Annotated in this window: 20 protein-coding genes; 11 read left to right on the top strand and 9 right to left on the bottom strand. The window is 70.8% G+C overall.

The genetic code is table 11. The features are described from left to right. Nucleotides 1-5 precede the first annotated feature (5 nt). Entirely contained in the window at nucleotides 6-854 is an 849-nt protein-coding gene (gene efeU, locus ACGFWJ_RS07430) for an iron uptake transporter permease EfeU (RefSeq protein ID WP_392946190.1), read from the top strand. Nucleotides 855-930: 76 nt separating this feature from the next. Here the strand turns inward: efeU and ACGFWJ_RS07435 are convergent, their stop codons facing one another. Both ACGFWJ_RS07435 and ACGFWJ_RS07440 read right to left on the bottom strand, forming a co-directional pair. Further along, nucleotides 931-2,490 (bottom strand): RICIN domain-containing protein, encoded by a 1,560-nt coding sequence (locus ACGFWJ_RS07435; protein ID WP_392946192.1) that lies wholly within the window; start codon nucleotides 2,488-2,490, stop codon nucleotides 931-933. 250 nt (nucleotides 2,491-2,740) lie between these two features. Next, a complete protein-coding gene (locus tag ACGFWJ_RS07440) occupies nucleotides 2,741-3,325 on the bottom strand; it encodes a TetR/AcrR family transcriptional regulator (protein WP_392946194.1) in 585 nt (194 codons plus the stop codon). Between the two features lie 104 nt (nucleotides 3,326-3,429). Between ACGFWJ_RS07440 and ACGFWJ_RS07445 the strand changes: the two genes are divergently transcribed. Continuing rightward, entirely contained in the window at nucleotides 3,430-4,200 is a 771-nt protein-coding gene (locus ACGFWJ_RS07445) for an SDR family NAD(P)-dependent oxidoreductase (RefSeq protein WP_392946196.1), read from the top strand. A 620-nt stretch (nucleotides 4,201-4,820) separates the two neighbouring features. On the opposite strand, the gene ACGFWJ_RS07450 is transcribed toward ACGFWJ_RS07445, so the two are convergent. Continuing rightward, a complete protein-coding gene (locus tag ACGFWJ_RS07450) occupies nucleotides 4,821-5,405 on the bottom strand; it encodes a TetR/AcrR family transcriptional regulator (protein WP_392946198.1) in 585 nt (194 codons plus the stop codon). A 106-nt stretch (nucleotides 5,406-5,511) separates the two neighbouring features. Here ACGFWJ_RS07450 and ACGFWJ_RS07455 point away from each other — a divergent pair, with 106 nt between their 5' ends. After that, nucleotides 5,512-7,689: an MMPL family transporter gene (locus ACGFWJ_RS07455; RefSeq protein WP_392946200.1), complete on the top strand. Its 2,178-nt coding sequence runs from the start codon at nucleotides 5,512-5,514 to the stop codon at nucleotides 7,687-7,689. Nucleotides 7,690-7,758: 69 nt separating this feature from the next. On the opposite strand, the gene ACGFWJ_RS07460 is transcribed toward ACGFWJ_RS07455, so the two are convergent. The 3 genes from ACGFWJ_RS07460 to ACGFWJ_RS07470 form a co-directional block, all read right to left on the bottom strand. Beyond that, the gene (locus tag ACGFWJ_RS07460) at nucleotides 7,759-8,220 is read right to left on the bottom strand and encodes a hypothetical protein (protein ID WP_392946202.1); all 462 of its coding nucleotides are present in this window, start codon (nucleotides 8,218-8,220) and stop codon (nucleotides 7,759-7,761) included. Between the two features lie 280 nt (nucleotides 8,221-8,500). Next, on the bottom strand, nucleotides 8,501-9,055 hold the full coding sequence (locus tag ACGFWJ_RS07465) for a dihydrofolate reductase family protein (RefSeq protein ID WP_392946204.1): 555 nt from the start codon (nucleotides 9,053-9,055) through the stop codon (nucleotides 8,501-8,503). 34 nt (nucleotides 9,056-9,089) lie between these two features. Beyond that, entirely contained in the window at nucleotides 9,090-9,656 is a 567-nt protein-coding gene (locus ACGFWJ_RS07470; protein WP_392946206.1) for a dihydrofolate reductase family protein, read from the bottom strand. A gap of 169 nt (nucleotides 9,657-9,825) precedes the next feature. Between ACGFWJ_RS07470 and ACGFWJ_RS07475 the strand changes: the two genes are divergently transcribed. Continuing rightward, nucleotides 9,826-10,113, top strand: coding sequence for a hypothetical protein (locus tag ACGFWJ_RS07475; protein WP_387862209.1), 288 nt, complete (start codon nucleotides 9,826-9,828; stop codon nucleotides 10,111-10,113). A gap of 7 nt (nucleotides 10,114-10,120) precedes the next feature. On the opposite strand, the gene ACGFWJ_RS07480 is transcribed toward ACGFWJ_RS07475, so the two are convergent. Then, a complete protein-coding gene (locus ACGFWJ_RS07480) occupies nucleotides 10,121-11,101 on the bottom strand; it encodes a sigma-70 family RNA polymerase sigma factor (protein ID WP_392946510.1) in 981 nt (326 codons plus the stop codon). 62 nt (nucleotides 11,102-11,163) lie between these two features. On the opposite strand from ACGFWJ_RS07480, the gene ACGFWJ_RS07485 reads away from it, so the two are divergent. The 5 genes from ACGFWJ_RS07485 (at nucleotide 11,164) to ACGFWJ_RS07505 (ending at nucleotide 15,335) form a co-directional block, all read left to right on the top strand. After that, the gene (locus ACGFWJ_RS07485) at nucleotides 11,164-11,304 is read left to right on the top strand and encodes a hypothetical protein (protein WP_392946209.1); all 141 of its coding nucleotides are present in this window, start codon (nucleotides 11,164-11,166) and stop codon (nucleotides 11,302-11,304) included. Between the two features lie 129 nt (nucleotides 11,305-11,433). Next, nucleotides 11,434-12,666 (top strand): cytochrome P450, encoded by a 1,233-nt coding sequence (locus tag ACGFWJ_RS07490; protein ID WP_392946212.1) that lies wholly within the window; start codon nucleotides 11,434-11,436, stop codon nucleotides 12,664-12,666. 134 nt (nucleotides 12,667-12,800) lie between these two features. Then, nucleotides 12,801-12,959: a hypothetical protein gene (locus ACGFWJ_RS07495; protein ID WP_387647800.1), complete on the top strand. Its 159-nt coding sequence runs from the start codon at nucleotides 12,801-12,803 to the stop codon at nucleotides 12,957-12,959. 142 nt (nucleotides 12,960-13,101) lie between these two features. After that, the gene (locus tag ACGFWJ_RS07500) at nucleotides 13,102-14,853 is read left to right on the top strand and encodes an MFS transporter (RefSeq protein WP_392946215.1); all 1,752 of its coding nucleotides are present in this window, start codon (nucleotides 13,102-13,104) and stop codon (nucleotides 14,851-14,853) included. Continuing rightward, nucleotides 14,850-15,335 carry a MarR family winged helix-turn-helix transcriptional regulator gene (locus tag ACGFWJ_RS07505; protein WP_392946218.1) on the top strand — a complete coding sequence of 162 codons (486 nt, stop codon included), beginning with the start codon at nucleotides 14,850-14,852 and terminating at the stop codon, nucleotides 15,333-15,335. The genes ACGFWJ_RS07500 and ACGFWJ_RS07505 overlap by 4 nt, the downstream gene beginning before the upstream one ends. Before the next feature lie 57 nt (nucleotides 15,336-15,392). Here ACGFWJ_RS07505 and ACGFWJ_RS07510 read toward each other — a convergent pair whose 3' ends face one another. Beyond that, nucleotides 15,393-15,902 carry a hypothetical protein gene (locus ACGFWJ_RS07510; RefSeq protein WP_392946221.1) on the bottom strand — a complete coding sequence of 170 codons (510 nt, stop codon included), beginning with the start codon at nucleotides 15,900-15,902 and terminating at the stop codon, nucleotides 15,393-15,395. 167 nt (nucleotides 15,903-16,069) lie between these two features. Here ACGFWJ_RS07510 and ACGFWJ_RS07515 point away from each other — a divergent pair, with 167 nt between their 5' ends. Further along, the gene (locus ACGFWJ_RS07515; protein ID WP_392946222.1) at nucleotides 16,070-17,053 is read left to right on the top strand and encodes a phosphotransferase family protein; all 984 of its coding nucleotides are present in this window, start codon (nucleotides 16,070-16,072) and stop codon (nucleotides 17,051-17,053) included. Between the two features lie 299 nt (nucleotides 17,054-17,352). Here the strand turns inward: ACGFWJ_RS07515 and ACGFWJ_RS07520 are convergent, their stop codons facing one another. Beyond that, entirely contained in the window at nucleotides 17,353-17,796 is a 444-nt protein-coding gene (locus ACGFWJ_RS07520; protein ID WP_392946223.1) for a hypothetical protein, read from the bottom strand. A 199-nt stretch (nucleotides 17,797-17,995) separates the two neighbouring features. Between ACGFWJ_RS07520 and ACGFWJ_RS07525 the strand changes: the two genes are divergently transcribed. Continuing rightward, nucleotides 17,996-18,478, top strand: a complete 483-nt coding sequence (locus tag ACGFWJ_RS07525; RefSeq protein ID WP_392946226.1) for a hypothetical protein — start codon at nucleotides 17,996-17,998, stop codon at nucleotides 18,476-18,478. Nucleotides 18,479-18,488 lie beyond the last annotated feature (10 nt).

The raw sequence follows: 18,488 nt of genomic DNA on the forward strand, positions 1-18,488 counted from the left end.
CCGCCGTGTTCGCCAACTACCTGATCGGCCTTCGAGAAGGCCTCGAAGCCAGCCTGGTGGTCTGCATCCTGATCGCCTACCTGGTCAAGACCGGCCGCAAGGACCGGCTCGGCCCGGTCTGGATGGGCGTCGGCAGTGCCGTCGCGCTGTCCATGGCCTTCGGTGCGGTGCTGCAGTTCGGCTCCGACCAGCTGTCCTTCAAGGCGCAGGAGGCGCTCGGCGGCAGCCTGTCGATCCTCGCCGTCGGTCTGGTCACCTGGATGGTGTTCTGGATGAAGCGCACCGCCCGGCACCTGAAGAGCGAGCTGCACGGCAAGCTGGACGCCGCGCTCGCGATGGGCACCGTCGCCCTGGTCGTCACCTCCTTCCTGGCCGTCGGCCGGGAGGGCCTGGAGACCGCGCTGTTCATCTGGACCGCCGTCCAGTCCACCGGCGACGGCTGGAGCCCGCTGGCCGGCGCGATCCTCGGCCTGCTCACCTCGGCCTTGCTGGGCTGGTTCTTCTACCGCGGCGCGCTCAAGATCAACCTGGCGAAGTTCTTCACCTGGACCGGCGGCATGCTGGTCGTGGTCGCGGCGGGCGTCCTCGCCTACGGCGTGCACGACCTGCAGGAGGCCGGCTGGATCCCCGGCCTGCACGAGCTGGCGTTCGACATCTCTTCGACGATTCCGGCCGACAGCTGGTACGGCACCCTGCTGAAGGGTGTGTTCAACTTCCAGCCGGACCCGACGGTGATCCAGGTCGTGATCTGGCTGATGTACCTGGTGCCGACGCTGTACTTCTTCTTCCGCAAGCCGAAGGCGAGCGCTTCCGCGCCGAAGCCCGCCGCGCCGGTGGGGGCGAAGACCGCCTGACGGAGGATCTCAGCAACGAACCGCCCGGGTGCCGCAGTTGATGCGGCAGCCGGGCGGTTCGGCGTTGCAGGGGGTGTTAGTAGCTGGAGAAGATCGACGCCCAGTTCTGGCTGGTCGAGCTCGCGTTGGCGGTGTTGGCGGTGACCGCCTGGCCGGCGGTGGCGTTGCCGTCCAGGGAGAAGCCGGTGGCCGGGTTGATCAGGGTGTAGGTGCCGGAGGAGTTCTGGGTGACCGTCCAACGCTGGCTGGCGCCACCGAGGTTGAGGGCCGTCAGGGAGATCTGGCCGCCGGCGGTGGTCGGCGCGGTCAGGTACAGCGGGATCGGGCAGCTGTCGAAGATCTGCACGGTGCCGTCGCCGTTGGAGACGAACTTCCAGCGCTGCGAGGCCATGCTGTTGTTCGCTGTGGCGAACACGGCCACCGTCGGGAGGACGTTGGTGCAGGTGCCGTTGCGCTGGAGGGCGACGCCGCCGCCGTTGGTGAGCTGGTGGTAGCCGTTGTCACCGACGATGGTGGGGCCGTAGTTGATGGAACTGGCGTCCAGTGCGGTCAGCGCCGAGCCGGTGGTGGAGAGCGGCGGCGCGGCTGTCGGGCGGACGTTCCTGAAGTAGTCGGAGAACGTCGCGGGGGTGTGCGAGCTCAGCGTGGCGATGGTGCGGTCCCAGCTGCCGTCCACCGTGTTCCACAGCTGGAGCAGCGCGGCGTCCACGTTGCCCTGCACCTGGTCGCCGGTCTGCCAGCCGGCGGCGGCGGTGAACGGGTAGGACGAGCCGTTCGACCAGACGTAGCGGTTGTCGCCCTCGAGGTAGGCGGCCAGCGAGTCGGCGAAGGCCTCGGTCCAGGAGCAGGTGGCGGAGGACGTGAGCTGGATGTAGTGCGGGTTGCAGTTGGTGACGGCCGGGAAGTTGCCGTTGTACAGGCGCTGCTGGAAGAAGTGCCCCGTCTCGTGCAGCACGGTGTGCTCGGAGTCCGGGTCGGCGTCGGCCAGGTGCAGGGTGTTCGACAGGTCGTACCACGCGCCGTCGGTGGAGCCCGTGTACCACTGCTCCGTCAGCATGGTGCAGGTGGCGGCGTTGGTCTCGGCGGCGGTCCAGCACGGGGAGGTGGAGTTGACCCGGCGCGACCAGAGCATGTTGACGGTGTCGAAGGCGTGCCAGGCGCGCTGCGCGGTGGTCGGCTTGACGGTGCCGAGGGCGACGCCGGCCGATATGTTCGACTGGGTCGGGGTGTTGAAGGTGTAGACCGTGCCGGTGTTGTCGGCGGTCCGCCACACGTGGTTGTTCTGGGTGGCGAAGTGCACGTACAGGTGGTCCATCGCGGTCGTGGTGACCGGGGTGTAGCAGAGGTTGAACGAGCCGTCGGCGGCACCGGTCAGCTGGGTGTCGGTGTTCAGCTTGTGGTCGGTGTCGGTCGACTTCTCCCGGCCCCACAGCTCGACCGAGGCGTTGCGGGCGGCCTTGGTCAGGGTCGGCTTGGACGTGCCCGCCTCGGCGGACTGGTAGTCGTACTGGAGGTTGCCGCTCATGCAGATCGGCGACGCGGCGGAGGCGGCGGTCGCGGTGAGCGGGACGATGGCGCCCGCCGCGAGCAGGGCCGGCACCAGGAGGCGGAGCGCGGTGGTGGTGCGCTGAGACATGGACGTCCTTCCAGACGATGCCCGGAGCGCGGGAGGGCGGTCCGGGTGCAGCGGGGCCGGGGGAGAACCCGGCCCGGCGAGGGACGTCTCGTAGCGTGACGAGGCGTCAGCAGGCCGTGAGCCATCGTCGTGTCCGTGACACGCTGCCCACCAGGGGCGCGCGGAATCATATATTCCGTTTGTTTACCTGATGCGTGCGCGGGGCACAGTGTGGTTATCGCATGCGCCCTCTGCTTGGGTTGACGCGCCGTCAGGCCGAGGGCCAGGTGCTCAGCGCGAAGTCGACGAGGCGGTCCAACTGTTCGGCCGGGGTGCCGTCGGCGGCGCGGACCGCGAGGCCGTGGGTGAGGGTGGTCAGGTAGTCGGCGAGCACGGCCGGATCGGTGCCGGGTGCGAACTCGCCGGCCTCGGCGGCCAGTTCGAGGCGCGCGCAGAGCGCGGCGCGCGCCCCCGCGCGGCGGGCGACGGTGTCGGCGCGGACGGCGGCGGAGCCCTCGCCGGTGGCCAGTGCGCCGTGCACCAGCAGGCAGCCCGGGCCCTCCTCGCGAGTCACCACCGCGACGGTGCCGCGCAGCAGGTGCTCGGCGACGGCCCGGCCGGTGGGCTCGTCGAGGGCCTCGCGTACGTGCCGGGCCGGGCCGCGGTGGTAGTGGTCGAGGCACTGGCGGAACAGCGCCTCCTTGTTGCCGTACGCGGCGTACAGGCTCGGGCGGTTGATGCCCATGGCGGCCGTCAGGTCGGACAGCGCGGTGCCCTCGTAGCCGTGCCGCCAGAACACCCGCATGGCGCGCTCCAGCCGGTCCTCGATGTCGAAGGTGCGCGGACGGCCCGTCATGTCGGCCTGCCTTTCGTCGAGTTCGGTCCGAGTTCTGTACCGATCGATATGGTAGCGTCCTGGATCTGTACCGAACGGTACGGATTATCGGAGGGGAATCCACCATGACTCTCACCACTGCCACCTTCGCGCCCGACGTGCTGGCCGGCCGCACCGCGCTGGTCACCGGCGGCTCGCGCGGCATCGGCGCCGCCACCGCGCTGGCGCTGGCCGCCGCCGGGGCGGACGTGGCGATCAGCCACAGCGGTTCGGCGCCGCGCGCGGAGGCCGTGGTCCGGGAGATCGAGGCGCTCGGGCGGCGGGCCGCCGCGTACAAGGCCGACCAGGCCGACCCGGCGCAGGTCGCCGAGCTGGTCGGCGCCGTCGCGGCGGACTTCGGGCGGCTGGACATCCTGGTCAACAACGCGGGCGTGATCGCCACCGGCCGGGTCGACGAGCCGGTCGACGAGGAGGCGCTGGCCCGGCAGTACGCGATCAACGTGGGCGGGGTCGCGGCCGCGATCCGGGCTGCCGCGCCGGTGCTGGGCGAGGGCGGACGGATCATCACCATCGGCTCCTACCTGGCGATTCGCCCGACCCGGCCCGGCATCGCCGACTACGCGGCCGGCAAGGCCGCCGTCACCGCGTACAACCGGGCCGCGGCGTTGGAGCTGGCCCCGCGCGGGATCACCGTCAACGTGGTGCAGTCCGGCTCCGTGAACACCGAGATGAACCCGGCGGACGGCCCGAGCGCCGACGCCCAGCGCGCGCTGAACGCGCTCGGTCGCTACGGCCGGCCCGAGGAGCTCGCCGCCACCGTGGTGTTCCTGGCCACCCCGGCCGCCGCGTTCATCACCGGCAGCGTGCTGGCCGTGGACGGCGGATTCTTCGCCTGACGTGGGGAGTTGACGGCCTGCGGGGGGAGGGGGGGAGGGCGACTGCGCCGGATCGTCCCGGCCCGAGGGCATCCCGGCGGGGAGCGGGCGGATTTCGGGCGGCCTCGGGTCGTTCCGCTTTCGGGGTCAAGTGGGCTCGGGGCGAGGGTGGTTGGCTGGGCGGGGGAGGGGGCTTTCCCGGCGGGGGCGGTGGGCGGTTTCCGGGTGGGGCGGGGTGGGAGTGGGTCCTCGGGTCGTTCCGCCTTCGGGGTCAAGTGGGCTCGGGGCGAGGGTGGTTGGCCGGGCGGGGGAGGGGGCTTCCCCGGCGGGGGCGGTGGGCGGTTCCCGGGTGGGGCGGGGTGGGAGTGGGTCCTCGGGTCGTTCCGCCTTCGGGGTCAAGTGGGCTCGGTGTGAGGGTGGTTGGGAGGGGTTTTCCCGGCGGCGGGTATCGGGTGGATTCCGGGGTGGCGCGGGGCGGGGTGGGAGTGGGCCCTCGGGGCGTTCCGCCTTCGGCGTCAAGTGGGCTCGGGGCGAGGGTGGTTGGGAGGGGTTTTCCCGGCGGCGGGTATCGGGTGGATTCCGGGGTGGCGCGGGAAGAGGGCCCGGGGCGTTCCGCCCTTGGCGTCAACGAGGGTGGAGCGTCAGGGGAGTTGGCCCGGGGGGAGGGTGTTGATGCCGGCGGTCAGGAAGGACATGGCGGCGTCGAGGTGGGCCTCGGTGGGGCGGAGGTAGAGCTCGCAGACGACGGCGGCGGCGGTGGCGGCGACCATGCGGGGGCCGAAGTCGTCGGGGGCGTCGCCGCGTTCGGCGGCGAAGATCCGGGCGCCCTCCTGGATGGCCTCGGTCAGGCGGCTGTTGGCGACGGCGCGCAGTTGGGGGTTGCGGTCGAGCATCGCTTCCCAGAGTGCGTCGAGTTCGCTGTCGGCGGGGTTCTCGGCGAGGTCGGTGCGCAGCCAGTGCTCGAGTGCTTCCAGCGTGGTGGTGCCGGGTTCGCGGTGGTTGAGGGTGTGGCTGAGGCGGTCGGTGAACTCGGCGATGTGGGAGGTGGCCAGGTCGAGCTTGGTCGGGAAGTAGAGGGTGACGGTCCGTGCGGACACCTCGGCCCGGTCGGCGATGTCGGCGATGGTGGTCGCCTCGAAGCCGCGTTCCGCGAACAGTTGGTAGGCCGCTCGCAGGATCGCCTCCCGGCGGCGGGCCTTGCCGCGTTCCCTCGCACCCTCGGTCATGCGGGCCATGCTAACCCAGTCTTTACCAGTGGCGGTAATTTTGCAGTCGGATGCAAAGTTACCTTAGGGTGCAAAAATCCACTGGTTCTGAGCACGAGGGGGCGCGATGGCGTCGGTCCTGTACACCTGGGGACGATGGGCGGTACGCCGCCGAGGCCGGGTGATCGGCCTGTGGCTGCTGCTGCTCGCGACCATCGGCGCCCTCGGCACCACCTTCGCCGGGCCCGTCAGCAACGAGTTCACCGTTCCCGGCATCGAGTCCCAGCAGGCCCAGGACCTGCTGGAACGTCAACTGCCGGAGTCCGCCGGCGGCACCGCCCGCCTGGTCGTCGCCGCGCCCGCCGGGCAGAGCCTGGACACGCCCGCCGCCAAGGCCGCACTTCAGGAGGGTCTGCACCGGGCGGCCGGGATACCCGGTGTGGTGCACGTCGCCGACCCGTTCGAGAGCCGCACCGTCTCGCCGGACCTGCGGATCGCGTTCGCCGACGTGCAGTTCGCGCAGTCCGCGAGCAGCGTTCCGCAGAGTGCCAAGGACGCGCTGAACGACGTCGCCGTGCCGCTGCGCGAGGCCGGGCTCCAGGCCGAGTTCGGCGGCACCGTGATGGCGCCGGACATCGAGGTCGGCGGCCCGGCCGAGGCGATCGGCGTGCTGGTCGCGTTCGTGGTGCTCGCCGTCGCGCTCGGTTCGCTGGTCGCCGCCGGACTCCCGCTGCTGACCGCCCTGGTCGGCGTCGGCATCGGTGTGTTGGGGGCTCAAATCCTGGCCAACGTGGTCGAGATGACCAACACCGCGACCGTGCTCGCGCTGATGATCGGCCTCGCCGTCGGCATCGACTACGCGCTGTTCATCATCGCCCGGCACCGCGAGCAACTCGCCGATCCCGACAGCGAGATCGAGGAGTCGGCGGCCCGCGCCACCGCCACCGCCGGCAGCGCCGTGGTGTTCGCCGGCGCCACCGTGATCATCGCGCTGGCCGCGCTCGCCGTCACCGGCATCCCGTTCCTGACCGTGATGGGCCTGGCCGCCGCCGCCACCGTGCTGCTCGCCGTGCTGGTCGCCGTCACTCTGGTGCCGGCGCTGCTCGGCCTGCTCGGCGAGCGTCTGCGGCCCCGGGGGAAGGTGAAGGCCGCTCCGCAGGGAGGCACTTGGTCGGCGGCGTGGGCGCGCATCGTCACCCGCAAGCCGCTGCTGGTGCTGCTGGCCGGCGTGGTCGGGCTGCTCGCCCTCGCGCTGCCCGCCCGCGACCTGCGGCTCGGCCTGCCCGGCAACGCCTCGCAGCCCGCCGCCAGCACCCAGCACAAGAGCTACGACCTGCTCAGCGAGGGCTTCGGCCCCGGCTTCAACGCCACCCTGGCCGCCGTGGTCGACGCCACCGGCATCCCCGCCGAGCGCCGCGAAGCCGCGCTCGCCGAGCTGCACGCCACGCTCTCCGCGGACCCGGGTGTCGCCGCCGTCGGCATGCCGGTGGCGAGCGCGGACGGCAGCACCGTCGCCGTGCCCGTCGTCCCCCGCACCGGGCCGGACGACCAGGCCACCAGCGACCTGGTGGACCGGCTGCGCGCCCACAAGGCCGAGGTCGCCGCGACCGGCGGCACGCTGTACATCGCCGGCGCGACCGCCGCCGCGATCGACGTGTCCGGCAAACTCGCCGACGCGCTGCCGCTGTTCGTCGGCCTGATCGTGATCCTCGCGCTGGCTCTGCTGACCGTCGCGTTCCGCTCGGTGCTGGTGCCGCTCAAGGCGGTGCTCGGGTTCCTGCTGTCGGTGGGCGCCGCGCTCGGCATCACCGTGTGGGTGTTCCAGGACGGCCACCTGAACGGCCTGCTCGACATCCCGTCCGCCGCGCCCGTCACGAGCTTCCTGCCGGTGCTGCTCATCGGCGTGCTGTTCGGGCTCGCGATGGACTACGAGGTGTTCCTGGTCAGCCGGATGCGCGAGCACCACCAGCACACCGGCGACGCCGCCGGGGCCGTCACGCAGGGCGTCGCCAGCAGCGGGCGGGTGGTCACCGCCGCCGCGCTGATCATGGTCGCGGTGTTCGGCGGGTTCGTGTTCAACCACGACCCGATCATCAAGTCGATCGGATTCGCGCTCGCCGTCGGTGTGTTCATCGACGCGTTCGTGGTCCGGATGACCCTGGTGCCCGCCGTGATGGCCCTGCTCGGCCGTCGAGCCTGGCAGTTGCCGCGCTGGCTCGACCGGATCACCCCGGACGTGGACCTGGAGGGGGCGAGCCTGCCCGCCGCCCCGGAGCGGTCGGAGCGCGTCGCCGAGCGGGTCTGACGGGACGGAACGCGGGCCGGGCCCGGGAGTTGCTCGCGACTCCCGGGCCCGGTTCATGGCTGCTCGGGGTCAGCAGGGGACCACGGCGTTGACGGTGACCGGGGACGGGCCCCAGCCGAACTTGCTGACGCCGAAGGTGCCGCTGACGGTGGAACCGCACGCGACGGTGGCGGTCGGGCCGTTGACGGTGACCGTGCTCGCGAGGAAGTTCACGTTCTGCGCGATGGAGCCGAGCGAGGCGCCGCCGACGACCTGGCCGGAGAGCGTGGTGGAGAGCGTCTGGGGCTGCGGCGGGAAGTCGGGGGTGGGCGGGCCGGCCAGGGCGACACGGCCGAGGAACTGGACGCTGTCACCGGTGATCGCGGCGCAGACCTGGGTCATCAGCCCGGACTGGAGCGACCACGGGCTGCAGGTCTCCGTGGTCGTGGTCACGGCGGTGGTGGCGGCCTGGGCGGGAGCGGTCATCAGGGCGCCGGCGGTGGCCACGCCTGCGGCGAGCAGGGTCAGCCCCTTCATCGAAGGTCGGTTCATCGCGAGTTCTCCTCCATGTGGTGGTGCCCAGCTGGGGGCACGTGTTAATGACCTGTCACATGTGAAATGTCACAGGCGCAGGACTTAAGTTGCCACAGGTTCGAATGCCCGACGAGGCTTTTGGGGAGGAAATGAGGTGCTCGGCCGGAAAATGACCATGGATGGCTAGATTGCATGGTGATTGCCGACGATTGGTGAAGTCTTGGTGCAGCTTCCCCCGGGAACCTTGCCGACCGTTCGGACAAGGTTCCCGGGGGATGGCAGAGCCGGCCGCTCTCCGCTACGCCGGGCCGTACACGACGTGCACGGTGCCGCGGGCGAACGCCGTGCTGGAGAGCAGCTTCAGCTCGATCGGCTCGGCGATCCCGTCGAACAGGCGCATGCCGTTGCCGCGGGCCACCGGGTGGATGAACAGGTGCAGTTCGTCGATCAGGCCGGCCGCCAGCAGCCGGCGGACCACGGAGACCGAGCCGGACATGCCGATCGTCCCGCCCTCCTCCTGCTTGAGCGCGCGGACGCCCTCGATCAGGTCGCCCTTCAACTGCTCGGAGTTGCGCCAGGTGAGGTCGAGGTCCTGGTGCGAGACCACGACCTTGCGCATGTCGCCCAGCGACTTCGCGAAGCCCGCGTCCTCACCGCCCGCCGCCTCCCGCTCCGGCCAGGCGCCCGCGAAGATGTCGTAGGTGGTGCGGCCCAGCAGCAGGGTCTCGGACCCCCCGACCTGTGCGCCGACCGCCGCGCCCACCTCGTCGTCGAAGTACGGCAGGTGCCACTGCTCCGGGCTGCCCACCACGCCGTCGGCGGAGATGAACAGGCCTGCGGTGATCTTCCTCATGGTTCGGTGCTCCTTGCTCGGTAGGGAGGGTGGGTCATTCGGCGGCGGACGCCGGGCCGTACACGACGTGCATGGTGCCGCCGGCGAACGCCGTGCTGGAGAGCAGCTTCAGCTCGATCGGGTCGGCGCTTTCGTCGAACAGGCGCATGCCGTTGCCTCGGGCCACCGGGTGGATGAACAGGTGGAGTTCGTCCAGCAGGCCGGCCGCCAGCAGCCGGCGGACCACGGAGACCGAGCCGGACATGCCGATCGGGCCGCCCTCCTCCTGCTTCAGCGCCCGGACGCCCTCGATCAGGTCGCCCTTCAGCTGCTCGGAGTTGCGCCAGGTGAAGGAGAGGTCCTGGTGCGAGACCACGATCTTGCGGGTGTCGCCGATCGCCTTCGCCATCTCGGCCTCGTCGCCGCCCGCCTCCTCGACGGCCGGCCACGTGCCCGCGAACACGTCGTAGGTGGTGCGGCCCATCAGCACGGTGTCCGACGCGCCCAGCAGCGCGCCGACCGCCGCGCCCAACTCGGCGTCGAAGTACTTGAAGTGCCACTGCTCGGGGCTCTCCACGACGCCGTCGGCGGAGATGAACAGACCGGCGGTGATCTTCCTCATGGGGTGGTGCTCCTTGCTCGTTCCTGGTGTGCGTTGCTCGCTTACAACCGGTCAGACGGAGCCCGCGCACCGGACTCATCGGTCCCGGCGAGAAAATCTGAAGAACTTTTTTTGATTCGAGGGCTCGCCCCACCGATGAGTCCGCGGCCGCCGACCGGTCAGCACCGGCATGAGCCTTGATGACACCGTCGAGTTCGACGTACCACCCCACCACGCCGCCCACCCCGCACTGGAGGAGCAGTACACCGCGCTGCTGGACGCCCACCAACCGCCCGTACTGGTCGCCCTGCTGGTCGGAAACGTACTGCGGCCCGCCCCCGGCGACCTCCAACGCCTCTGCAGGCTCGGAGTACTCGCACGGCGGGCGGGCCACCAGGTGGTACTGCGCGGGGTCGGCCCCCGGTTGAGAATCGTGCTCGACCTCACCGGGCTGGCCGACACCCTCCACGAGGGCTGACGGGATGTCAGCCGCGCGGGTCCTCCGTCAACCGCATCGGCAGACCCCACAGCGGGAACAGCCGATCCACGTCCATGTAATTGGTCATCATGGCGATCCGGCCGTCCACGATCTCCAACACCATGATGCCCCACGGCGTCCAGCCGTTGCCGTCCTCCGCCACCCGGTACTGCGCGAAGGCCGGCGAACCGTTCGCCTCCACCGGCAGCATCCGCGAGTTCACGCAACCGCGGCCCGGGCCCTGCCACCACACCTCGAGCTCCGCGAGGCCCTGCAGCCACATCCGGAACGGCGGCATGTTCAGCACCGCGTCCTCGTGCAGCAGCCGCTTCAACCCCTCGATGTCGAAGGACTCGAACGCCTGCACATAGCGGGCCAGCAGCGCACGCTGCGCCTCGTCCAGCGGCTTGAACGTCTCACCCGCAGACCCCGCGCCGTCCGCCAGCGTCGCCCGGGCCCGCTGCAGCGCGCTGTTCACCGACGCCACCGACGTCTCCAGCAACTCCGCCGTCTCCGCCGCCGACCAGGCCAGCACCTCGCGCAGGATCAGCACCGCCCGCTGCCGGGCCGGCAGCTTCTGCAAGGCCGAGACAAACGCCAACCGGATCGACTCCCGGCCCAGCGCCACCTCCGCCGGATCACCCGCCAGCACCCGGCCGTCCGGCACCGGACCCACCCAGATGTTCTCCTCCAACTGCGTCAGATCCGGCGCCCCCGCCGAACACGGCGACGTCAGATCCATCGGACGCGCCCGCCGCTGCGCCGCCGGACCCATGTCCAGGCACACATTGGTGGCGATCCGGTACAGCCACGTCCGCAGCGCCGCCCGGCCCTCGAACCCGGCGAACTTCGACCAGGCGCGGACCATCGTCTCCTGCACCGCGTCCTCGGCCTCGAAGGCCGACCCCAGCATGCGGTAGCAGTACGCCGTCAACTCGCGGCGGAACGGCTCCAGCTGCTCCGCAACCCCATCACGATCCATGATCATTGACACGCCGGACACCCTAGTACGAGGCTCCGACAATCGAGCCGCTGCGGGACCATGCCCGGGTGGAACTCGAGGCGAACAGAGGCGAACTGACGGGCTGTTGCCACCGGAGGACCGGCTCCTTCCAGGACGCCGAGGACCTCGTCCAGGACACCCTCGAGCAGGTCGGGCCGATGCTCTATGCCCGCTACCGGCGCGGCTGACGAGCGATGGGGGAGTGGGCCGGGTGTGGTGCGAAACCGCACCCGGCCCGGCGGGACGGCAGGTACAGTCCGAGGCGCTCACGCGTTTGATCAAACTCAGTACAACTGACCTGCCGGAGGCCGATCCTGATGGACACTCAGCGCTGCCCGTACCGTCTCGACACCGTCGGAACCGACCTGCCCGCCGAAGCCGTCGCCCTGCGCGCCCTCGGGCCCGCCACCCCCGTCGAACTCCCCGGCGGCATCCCCGCCTGGTCCGTCACCGACCCCGCCCTGATCAAGCGCCTGCTCACCGACCCGCGGGTCTCCAAGGACGCCCAACAGCACTGGCCCGCCTACATCGACGGCGAGATAGCCGAGGACTGGCCGCTGCGGATGTGGATCGACGTCCGCAACGCGCTCACCGCCTACGGACCCGAACACGGCCGGCTGCGCCGCCTGATCAGCCCCGCGTTCACCGCGCGGCGGATCCGCGTCCTCACCCCCGAGATCGAACGCATCACCGCCGAACTCCTCGACCGCCTCGCCGACCGGCCGCAGGACCAGATCGTCGACCTGCGGGGCGAATTCACCTGGGTGCTGCCGCTGATGGTGGTCAACACCCTGCTCGGCGTCCCCGAAGACCTGCACGATGCATTCCGCGCCTGCATCGGCCGCATCTTCGACACCGACGCCACCCCCGAGGAAGCCGTCCGCAACGGCGAGGCCGTCTACCTCCAACTCGCCAACCTGGTCGAGGCCAAGCGACGCACCCCCGGCGAGGACGTCACCAGCGCGCTCATCCAGGCCCACGACGAGGAGACCGGCACCGGCCTCACCGAACGCGAACTCCTCGACAGCCTGCTGCTGTTGATCGGCGCAGGCCACGAGACCACCGTCAACCTGCTCGGCAGCGCGATCGTCGCGCTCGCCGCTGATGCCGAACAGCTCGACGCCGTCCGAAAGGACCCGGCCCGCTGGGCCGACGTGGTGGAGGAGACGCTGCGCCTGCGGCCGCCGGTCTCCAGCATCCTGCCGCGGTTCGCCGTCGAGGAGCTGCACGACGAGGCGACGGGCATCACCTTCGCGCGCGGCGACATGCTGGTCATCAACTTCACCGCCGGCGGCCGCGACGCTGCTCTGCACGGCCCTGACGCCGACGGTTTCGACCACACCCGGGAATCGCGCCGCGAACACCTCTCCTTCGGACACGGCACCCACTACTGCCTCGGCGCCGAACTCGCCCGCCTGGAGGCCCGGATCGCGCTTGCCGCGCTCTTCGACCGGTTCCCGCAGTTGGCTCTCGCCACGGCGGAGGTCAAGCCGCTGGAGTCGTTCATCTCCGACGGGCCGCGCGAGCTGCCGGTCCGGCTGCACGGCTGACCCCGCTGACCCCGCTGACCCCCGTCCTGTCGACCTGCGGGGGTGAGGGGTCTGCCGAACTGCGGGGGTGGGGAGTCCGTGGCAGCCTGGCAACTGCCCGAATCCCCTACTGATCGCAGGGAGTAACCATGGGTATGAGCGACAAGTTCAAGGACAAGGCCCAGCAGGCTGCGGAGCAGGCCAAGCAGCGGATGAGTCAGAAGCCCCAGCAGGGCGACGACCAGCAGAAGGCCGCCGACCAGCCGCAGGACCAGCAGAACATGGACGACCGGCAGGACGACCAGCAGCAGTGACGGCTCGTGCATCAACTCCCGGCGCGGCTTCCGTGCCGGGAGTTGTGCTGTCGCCGGCCGGGGTCTGGCCGGTGGCATCGGTCCGGAGTAATTTAGTTCACATCAGCTAATTATCATCTGGCTTCCAGGGGTGGGGCAGGAGATGGCCGACGTGACCGAGGGAACGGGCAGGCTGGGCCGGATCGGCGTTGAGCACCCGCGGTACAAGTGGATCGCGCTGTCGAACACCACGCTCGGGATGCTGATCGCCACCATCAACTCCTCGATCGTGCTGATCTCGCTGCCCGCGATCTTCAACGGCATCCACCTGGACCCGCTCCAGCCCGGAAACGTCAGCTACCTGCTGTGGATGCTGATGGGCTACATGCTGGTCACCGCCGTGCTGGTGGTGACGCTCGGGCGGCTCGGGGACATCTGGGGGAGGGTGCGGATCTACAACGCGGGATTCCTGATCTTCACCTTGACCTCCGTGGTGCTCTCGCTCGACCCGATGAACGGCGGCGGCGGTGCGCTCTGGCTGATCGGCTGGCGGGTGGTCCAGGCCGTCGGCGGCGCGATGCTGATGGCCAACTCGGCGGCGATCATCACGGACGCGTTCCCCGCCCGGCAGCGCGGCATGGCGCTGGGCGTCAACATGGTGGCCGCGATCGCCGGTTCGTTCGTCGGACTGGTGCTGGGCGGCCTGCTCGCCGAGTGGAACTGGCGGTCGATCTTCTGGGTCAACGTCCCGATCGGCATCATCGGCACCGTCTGGGCCTACCGCTCCCTGCACGAGACCGGAATCCGCCGACCCGGCCGGATCGACTGGTGGGGAAACATCACCTTCGCCGTCGGCCTGACCGCGCTGCTCGCCGCGATCACCTACGGCATCCAACCGTACGGCGGCCACACCATGGGCTGGACCAACCCGTGGGTGCTCGCCGGGCTGATCGGCGGAACGGCCACGCTGGTCGCGTTCTGCGTGATCGAGACCAAGGCCGCCGAACCGATGTTCCCGCTGCGCCTGTTCCGCGACCCGGTGTTCGCCGGCGGCAACCTGGCCACCCTGCTCGGCTCCATCGCCCGCGGCGGCCTCCAATTCATGCTGATCGTCTGGCTCCAGGGCATCTGGCTGCCGCTGCACGGCTACGACTACGCCGACACCCCGCTCTGGGCCGGCATCTACCTCGTCCCGCTGACCATCGGATTTCTCGCCGCCGGCCCGATCGCCGGCCACCTCTCCGACCGTTTCGGCGCCCGCCTGTTCGCCGCCGGGGGGTTGGTGGTGATGGCCGCCTCGTTCGCCGGACTGCTGCTCCTGCCCACCGACTTCGGATACCTCTGGTTCGCGCTCCTGGTGTTCCTGAACGGGCTCGGCGGCGGCCTCTTCGCTGCTCCCAACACCGCGCTGGTGATGTCCAGCGTCCCCGCCGCCGACCGGGGCGCCGCCTCCGGCATGCGGGCCACCTTCCAGAACGCCGGCATGGTGCTGTCCATCGGCGTGTTCTTCTCGCTGATGGTGGCCGGCCTGGCCGGCTCCCTGCCCGGAACCCTGGCCAACGGTCTCACCGCCCAGGGCGTCTCCCCGGCGGACGCCCACGCGGTGGCCGGACTGCCGCCCGTCGGCACGCTGTTCGCGGCGTTCCTCGGCTACAACCCGATCCGCGAACTGCTCGGCCCGCACGTGCTGTCCACGCTTCCGGCCTCCAACGCGCAGACCCTGACCGGACGCGAGTTCTTCCCGCACCTGATCTCCGGGCCGTTCCACGACGGGCTGATGGTGGTGTTCTCGCTGGCCATCGCGATGTCGCTGGTCGCCGCCGTCGCCTCGCTGCTGCGGGAGCGGGTCGCGGTCGTCGACCCGGCGGTCGATCCGGCGGCCGATTCGGCCGTGGCGCCGGATGTTTCGCCGTGAACTCCGGGGTAGAGTACGGGAGTTCGGCGGAGGGCGGGAGTTCGGCAGTGGAGAGCGGGCTCGACCCGGCGGACCTGGTGCGGCTGCGGCTCGTCGTCGCCCGGCTGCACCGGCAGCTCGCGCAGGCGTCCGGACGGCAGGACTTCACGTTCGCACAACTCTCCGCGCTGGCCCGGATCGAGGCGCACGGCCCGATCCGGCTCGGCGAACTCGCCACCCGCGAACGCGTCGCCGCCCCCTCGATGACCCGCACCGTCGCCCCCCTGGTCGCCTCCGGCCTGGTCACCCGTCTCCCCGACCCGGACGACCGCCGCTCCGCGCTGGTCGAACTCTCCACCGAGGGCGTCGAGTTGCTCGCCGAGATCCGCCAACGCCGCTCCGAGCTGCTGGCCCGCCGCACCGCCGAACTCGACGCGAGGGAGCGCGCCGTGCTGCTGGAGGCGCTGCCGGTGCTGGAGCGGCTGGTGGCGTTCGAGGACTGACTCTGTTTGGGGGCTCCGGGCTTTCGGGGCCCGGGGCGTGCGGGGGTTGACGATCCGTCAGTAGCGCCGGACCGGTTGGGGCACGAAGCGGTGCAGGAGCAACGTCGGGCCGAATCGCCAGTGGCGCACCAGCAGGCCCAGGATCGCGGTCATCACCATCACGCCCAGCCAGGCCAGGAAGGCGTGGATCCGCCAGATGTGGTCGTCGTTCGGCCGGTACACCGTCCCGCGGAGGTCCTCGCCGGCCGTCCGCTCGCCGAGGCGATGCACCCCCAGATCGTCGTCCGCGACCTGGAGGTAGGCCAGTTCCTGCCCGGTGTCGTCCGGGACGAAATAACCGACGACGTCGCACGGGTTGCCCCGGGCGCCGCAATTGTGCGGCGCCTCCTTCGTCACCGTGAAGAACCCCGGTCGGCCGGCCCCGGTCGCCACCTGCCAACCCGTTCGGCCCTGGACGGTCTCCACCACCGTGAAGGCGGCCGTGACCAGCAGCGCGCACAGCAGGAACCCCGAAACCCGACGCACCCACCACGCCTTCACGCCCGCTCTGAAGGTCTCGCCGACCATGCTGCGCCCCCAACTCCACGTTGTCGGAGGGTCATGGTGGCACGGCGTACGGGCGGTCGGAGAGGGGGGTTGGGTGCGGTGCGGTTCGGTCGACTTGAGCCGCATGTCCGTGGCGGGATTCTCTGATGACCGGTCTGGGAGGCTGCGTTGCCGATAGCCTCGCTGCCGTGGTCAAGAGCGAAGGCGCAGAGCTGGTCGGCGGCGATCTCGAGGAGCAGGGCTGGGCCTTCACCAGGTCCTGGGTGGAGCGGAGACTCGCCGCCGGGGAACGGATCGAAGCTGTCGCGCGCCTGCGTGGCGGCTGGACCTCGGAGATGCGCCGACTGAGCATCAGCGGACCGGAAGGCCGGCGTGCTCTGGTGCTGCGGTCGTTCGTCAAGCCGTTCTTTCTCCAGCACGCGGACGGCCTGTTGTCGCGTGAGGCCGCGATCCTCCGCCTGCTCGACGGCACGGACGTCCCAGCGGCAGTGCTCGTGGACGCGGACCCGACGGCGACCTCCTGCGACCACCCGTCACTGCTGATGTCGCTGCTGCCGGGAACCGTCAGCGTGGACGACCAGGGCGCCGAGCACCGTGCCGACCTGTTGGCCGCGCAGTTGCTGCGCATCCACCAGGTCGAGGTCCCGCCGGAGACGAGGCCGCGCGCCTGGCAGGCATGGACCTCCACGGATCGGGTGCGGTTGCCCGAATCGACGGCACGACCGGACCTCTGGCAGCAGGCCGTCGACGTCATCCGGCAGGAACCGCCGGCCCACCGGCCGTGCTTCCTGCACCGGGACTTCCACCCGGGCAACGTCCTGTTCGAGGGGGCCGGCGACGATGCCCGGATCAGCGGTGTCGTCGACTGGGTGGAGACCTCGTGGGGCCCGGCCGACCTGGACGTCGCCCACTGCTCGACAGCCCTGGCCCTGCTCCACGGCGTCCCGCTGGGCATGAGCTTCGCGGACCGGTACGTCGCCGCGGGCGGACAGCTCGACGAGGACCCGGCGGCGCATCTCTACTGGCGCCTGATCGACGCCCTGGCCTTTGCCCCGGACGCCGAGAAGGTCGCCGTCCCCTGGCGAGAACTCGGCCGCGCGGATCTGACTCCCGCGCTGCTGGCCGGCAGGTTGGAGGAGTACATCCTGGCTCTCGTCGAGCGCTACTCGTAGTTCCTGGCCCCCGGGCGACTTGGGCGCCTTGAGGCGAGAAGGCTCGGACGTCCGGGGCGAACTACGGCAGCCCCTCGGCGAGGTGTGGCCGCACGCCGTACCCGCCCGTCCGGTGAGACCGGCGGGCGGGACGGCGGGGCAGCGCTCACCAGCGTTGCGGCGTCGCTGCGCCCCGGCAAGCCCGTTGGTGGTGAATGGCCGGGCGAGCGCCGGCCTGGCCGGGGATGTTCGGCCGCCTGCCCGAAAGAGCCCCCGGGGTAGGGCACTTGTGCGGTGATGCGGTGCGGGCTTGACGCCGCTCACCGGAGCACGGAGGCCGCATCGTCGCTCTGCGCCCGGTAGACGGTCACGATCGAGGCGACAGCGTCGACTTCGAGCGGCCCGGTGATCCGCAACCAGACCAGCTCGGGCAGGTCCCCGGAGCGGTCGAGCCGGCCGACCGCGTCGGCGGGCCAGGGCGACGGCAGCTTCGGCAGATGGACGAGGGAGATCCCGTAGATGAAGGAAGGGGTCGCTTCGGGTTCCCACGGGCGGACCGAGTGGAGACCGGACAGTGAGATCACCACATCGGGCTGCTGGGGTCCCTCACGCAGCCACACGTCCAGTGTGTTGTCCTTGCGGTTGGCGTTGGACTCGTCCAACGAGATGCGGTCGAGGAAGTAGTTGGCGCAGGACTCCAGTGCCAGCGCCGCATTGGTGCAACGGTTCTTGAAGGCGTCGGTTGCCCGGTGTTCGTCGGTCACGGCATGAGACTAGGCTCCGCCGGATCGCGCCAGCACCCGTTCGGAGCGCGATCCCGGCCGAGTCCGGACGGGCCGGGGGCGGCTCCGCGTCGCCTTCACCGGCGTCGACGGCCTGCTTGCCGTGGTGAACCAGCTGTGGGACCGCCTCCAGGTCTGGTTCTGACGGCCCCTTCGTCTCCCGGCGTGGAATGCTGGGCCGATGAGGCTGATCGACAACGACGGGCATGGTGTCGAACTGGGCGTTGTGGGCTACCAGTTCCCCGATGCGGTTGACCCGCGGCAGCGGCAGAGCTGGCTGGTCGTAGAAGGGGCGGCCCACTGTCCGCAGGGGACGTGGTCGTTCCGCTGGCAGGCGCTGACCGCCGACGACGCCGTCGAGTTGGCGCGATGGCTCGGCCGGGCAGGCGTCCGGCCCTCCGGCCCTGGGCAGGCGGGTGGAAGCCAGTTGGGCTTCACTGAGCCGAACTTGACCTTTGCCGTCAGCTGGGCCGATGAGGGTCTGGTCGAGCTGCGCGTCGGCCTGGATCTCGAGTTCTCGCCTCCCTGGCAGCGCCGGGCCCGTCCGGGCGAGCCGTTCGTGGTCGCGTGCCGGCTGACGGCCGAGTCGGTGTTGCAGGCGGCGGCAGAGTGGGCGGCCGAGATCGAGCCCTGGCCGCCTGCGGCTGACGCCAGCGTGTGGTGAGGTCAGGTGG

Source organism: Kitasatospora sp. NPDC048407, assembly GCF_043200475.1.
GTDB lineage: Bacteria > Actinomycetota > Actinomycetes > Streptomycetales > Streptomycetaceae > Kitasatospora.

Bases quoted from the DNA above. Each gene is read 5' to 3' on its own strand.
- ACGFWJ_RS07455 (WP_392946200.1), top strand. From the start codon at position 5,512: ATGGCGTCGGTCCTGTACACCTGGGGACGATGGGCGGTACGCCGCCGA.
- ACGFWJ_RS07475 (WP_387862209.1), top strand. From the start codon at position 9,826: ATGAGCCTTGATGACACCGTCGAGTTCGACGTACCACCCCACCACGCC.
- ACGFWJ_RS07465 (WP_392946204.1), bottom strand. From the start codon at position 9,055: ATGAGGAAGATCACCGCAGGCCTGTTCATCTCCGCCGACGGCGTGGTG.
- ACGFWJ_RS07435 (WP_392946192.1), bottom strand. From the start codon at position 2,490: ATGTCTCAGCGCACCACCACCGCGCTCCGCCTCCTGGTGCCGGCCCTG.
- ACGFWJ_RS07495 (WP_387647800.1), top strand. From the start codon at position 12,801: ATGAGCGACAAGTTCAAGGACAAGGCCCAGCAGGCTGCGGAGCAGGCC.
- ACGFWJ_RS07500 (WP_392946215.1), top strand. From the start codon at position 13,102: ATGGCCGACGTGACCGAGGGAACGGGCAGGCTGGGCCGGATCGGCGTT.
- ACGFWJ_RS07510 (WP_392946221.1), bottom strand. From the start codon at position 15,902: ATGGTCGGCGAGACCTTCAGAGCGGGCGTGAAGGCGTGGTGGGTGCGT.
- ACGFWJ_RS07480 (WP_392946510.1), bottom strand. From the start codon at position 11,101: ATGATCATGGATCGTGATGGGGTTGCGGAGCAGCTGGAGCCGTTCCGC.
- ACGFWJ_RS07440 (WP_392946194.1), bottom strand. From the start codon at position 3,325: ATGACGGGCCGTCCGCGCACCTTCGACATCGAGGACCGGCTGGAGCGC.
- ACGFWJ_RS07450 (WP_392946198.1), bottom strand. From the start codon at position 5,405: ATGACCGAGGGTGCGAGGGAACGCGGCAAGGCCCGCCGCCGGGAGGCG.
- ACGFWJ_RS07490 (WP_392946212.1), top strand. From the start codon at position 11,434: ATGGACACTCAGCGCTGCCCGTACCGTCTCGACACCGTCGGAACCGAC.
- ACGFWJ_RS07460 (WP_392946202.1), bottom strand. From the start codon at position 8,220: ATGAACCGACCTTCGATGAAGGGGCTGACCCTGCTCGCCGCAGGCGTG.
- ACGFWJ_RS07525 (WP_392946226.1), top strand. From the start codon at position 17,996: ATGAGGCTGATCGACAACGACGGGCATGGTGTCGAACTGGGCGTTGTG.
- ACGFWJ_RS07445 (WP_392946196.1), top strand. From the start codon at position 3,430: ATGACTCTCACCACTGCCACCTTCGCGCCCGACGTGCTGGCCGGCCGC.
- ACGFWJ_RS07470 (WP_392946206.1), bottom strand. From the start codon at position 9,656: ATGAGGAAGATCACCGCCGGTCTGTTCATCTCCGCCGACGGCGTCGTG.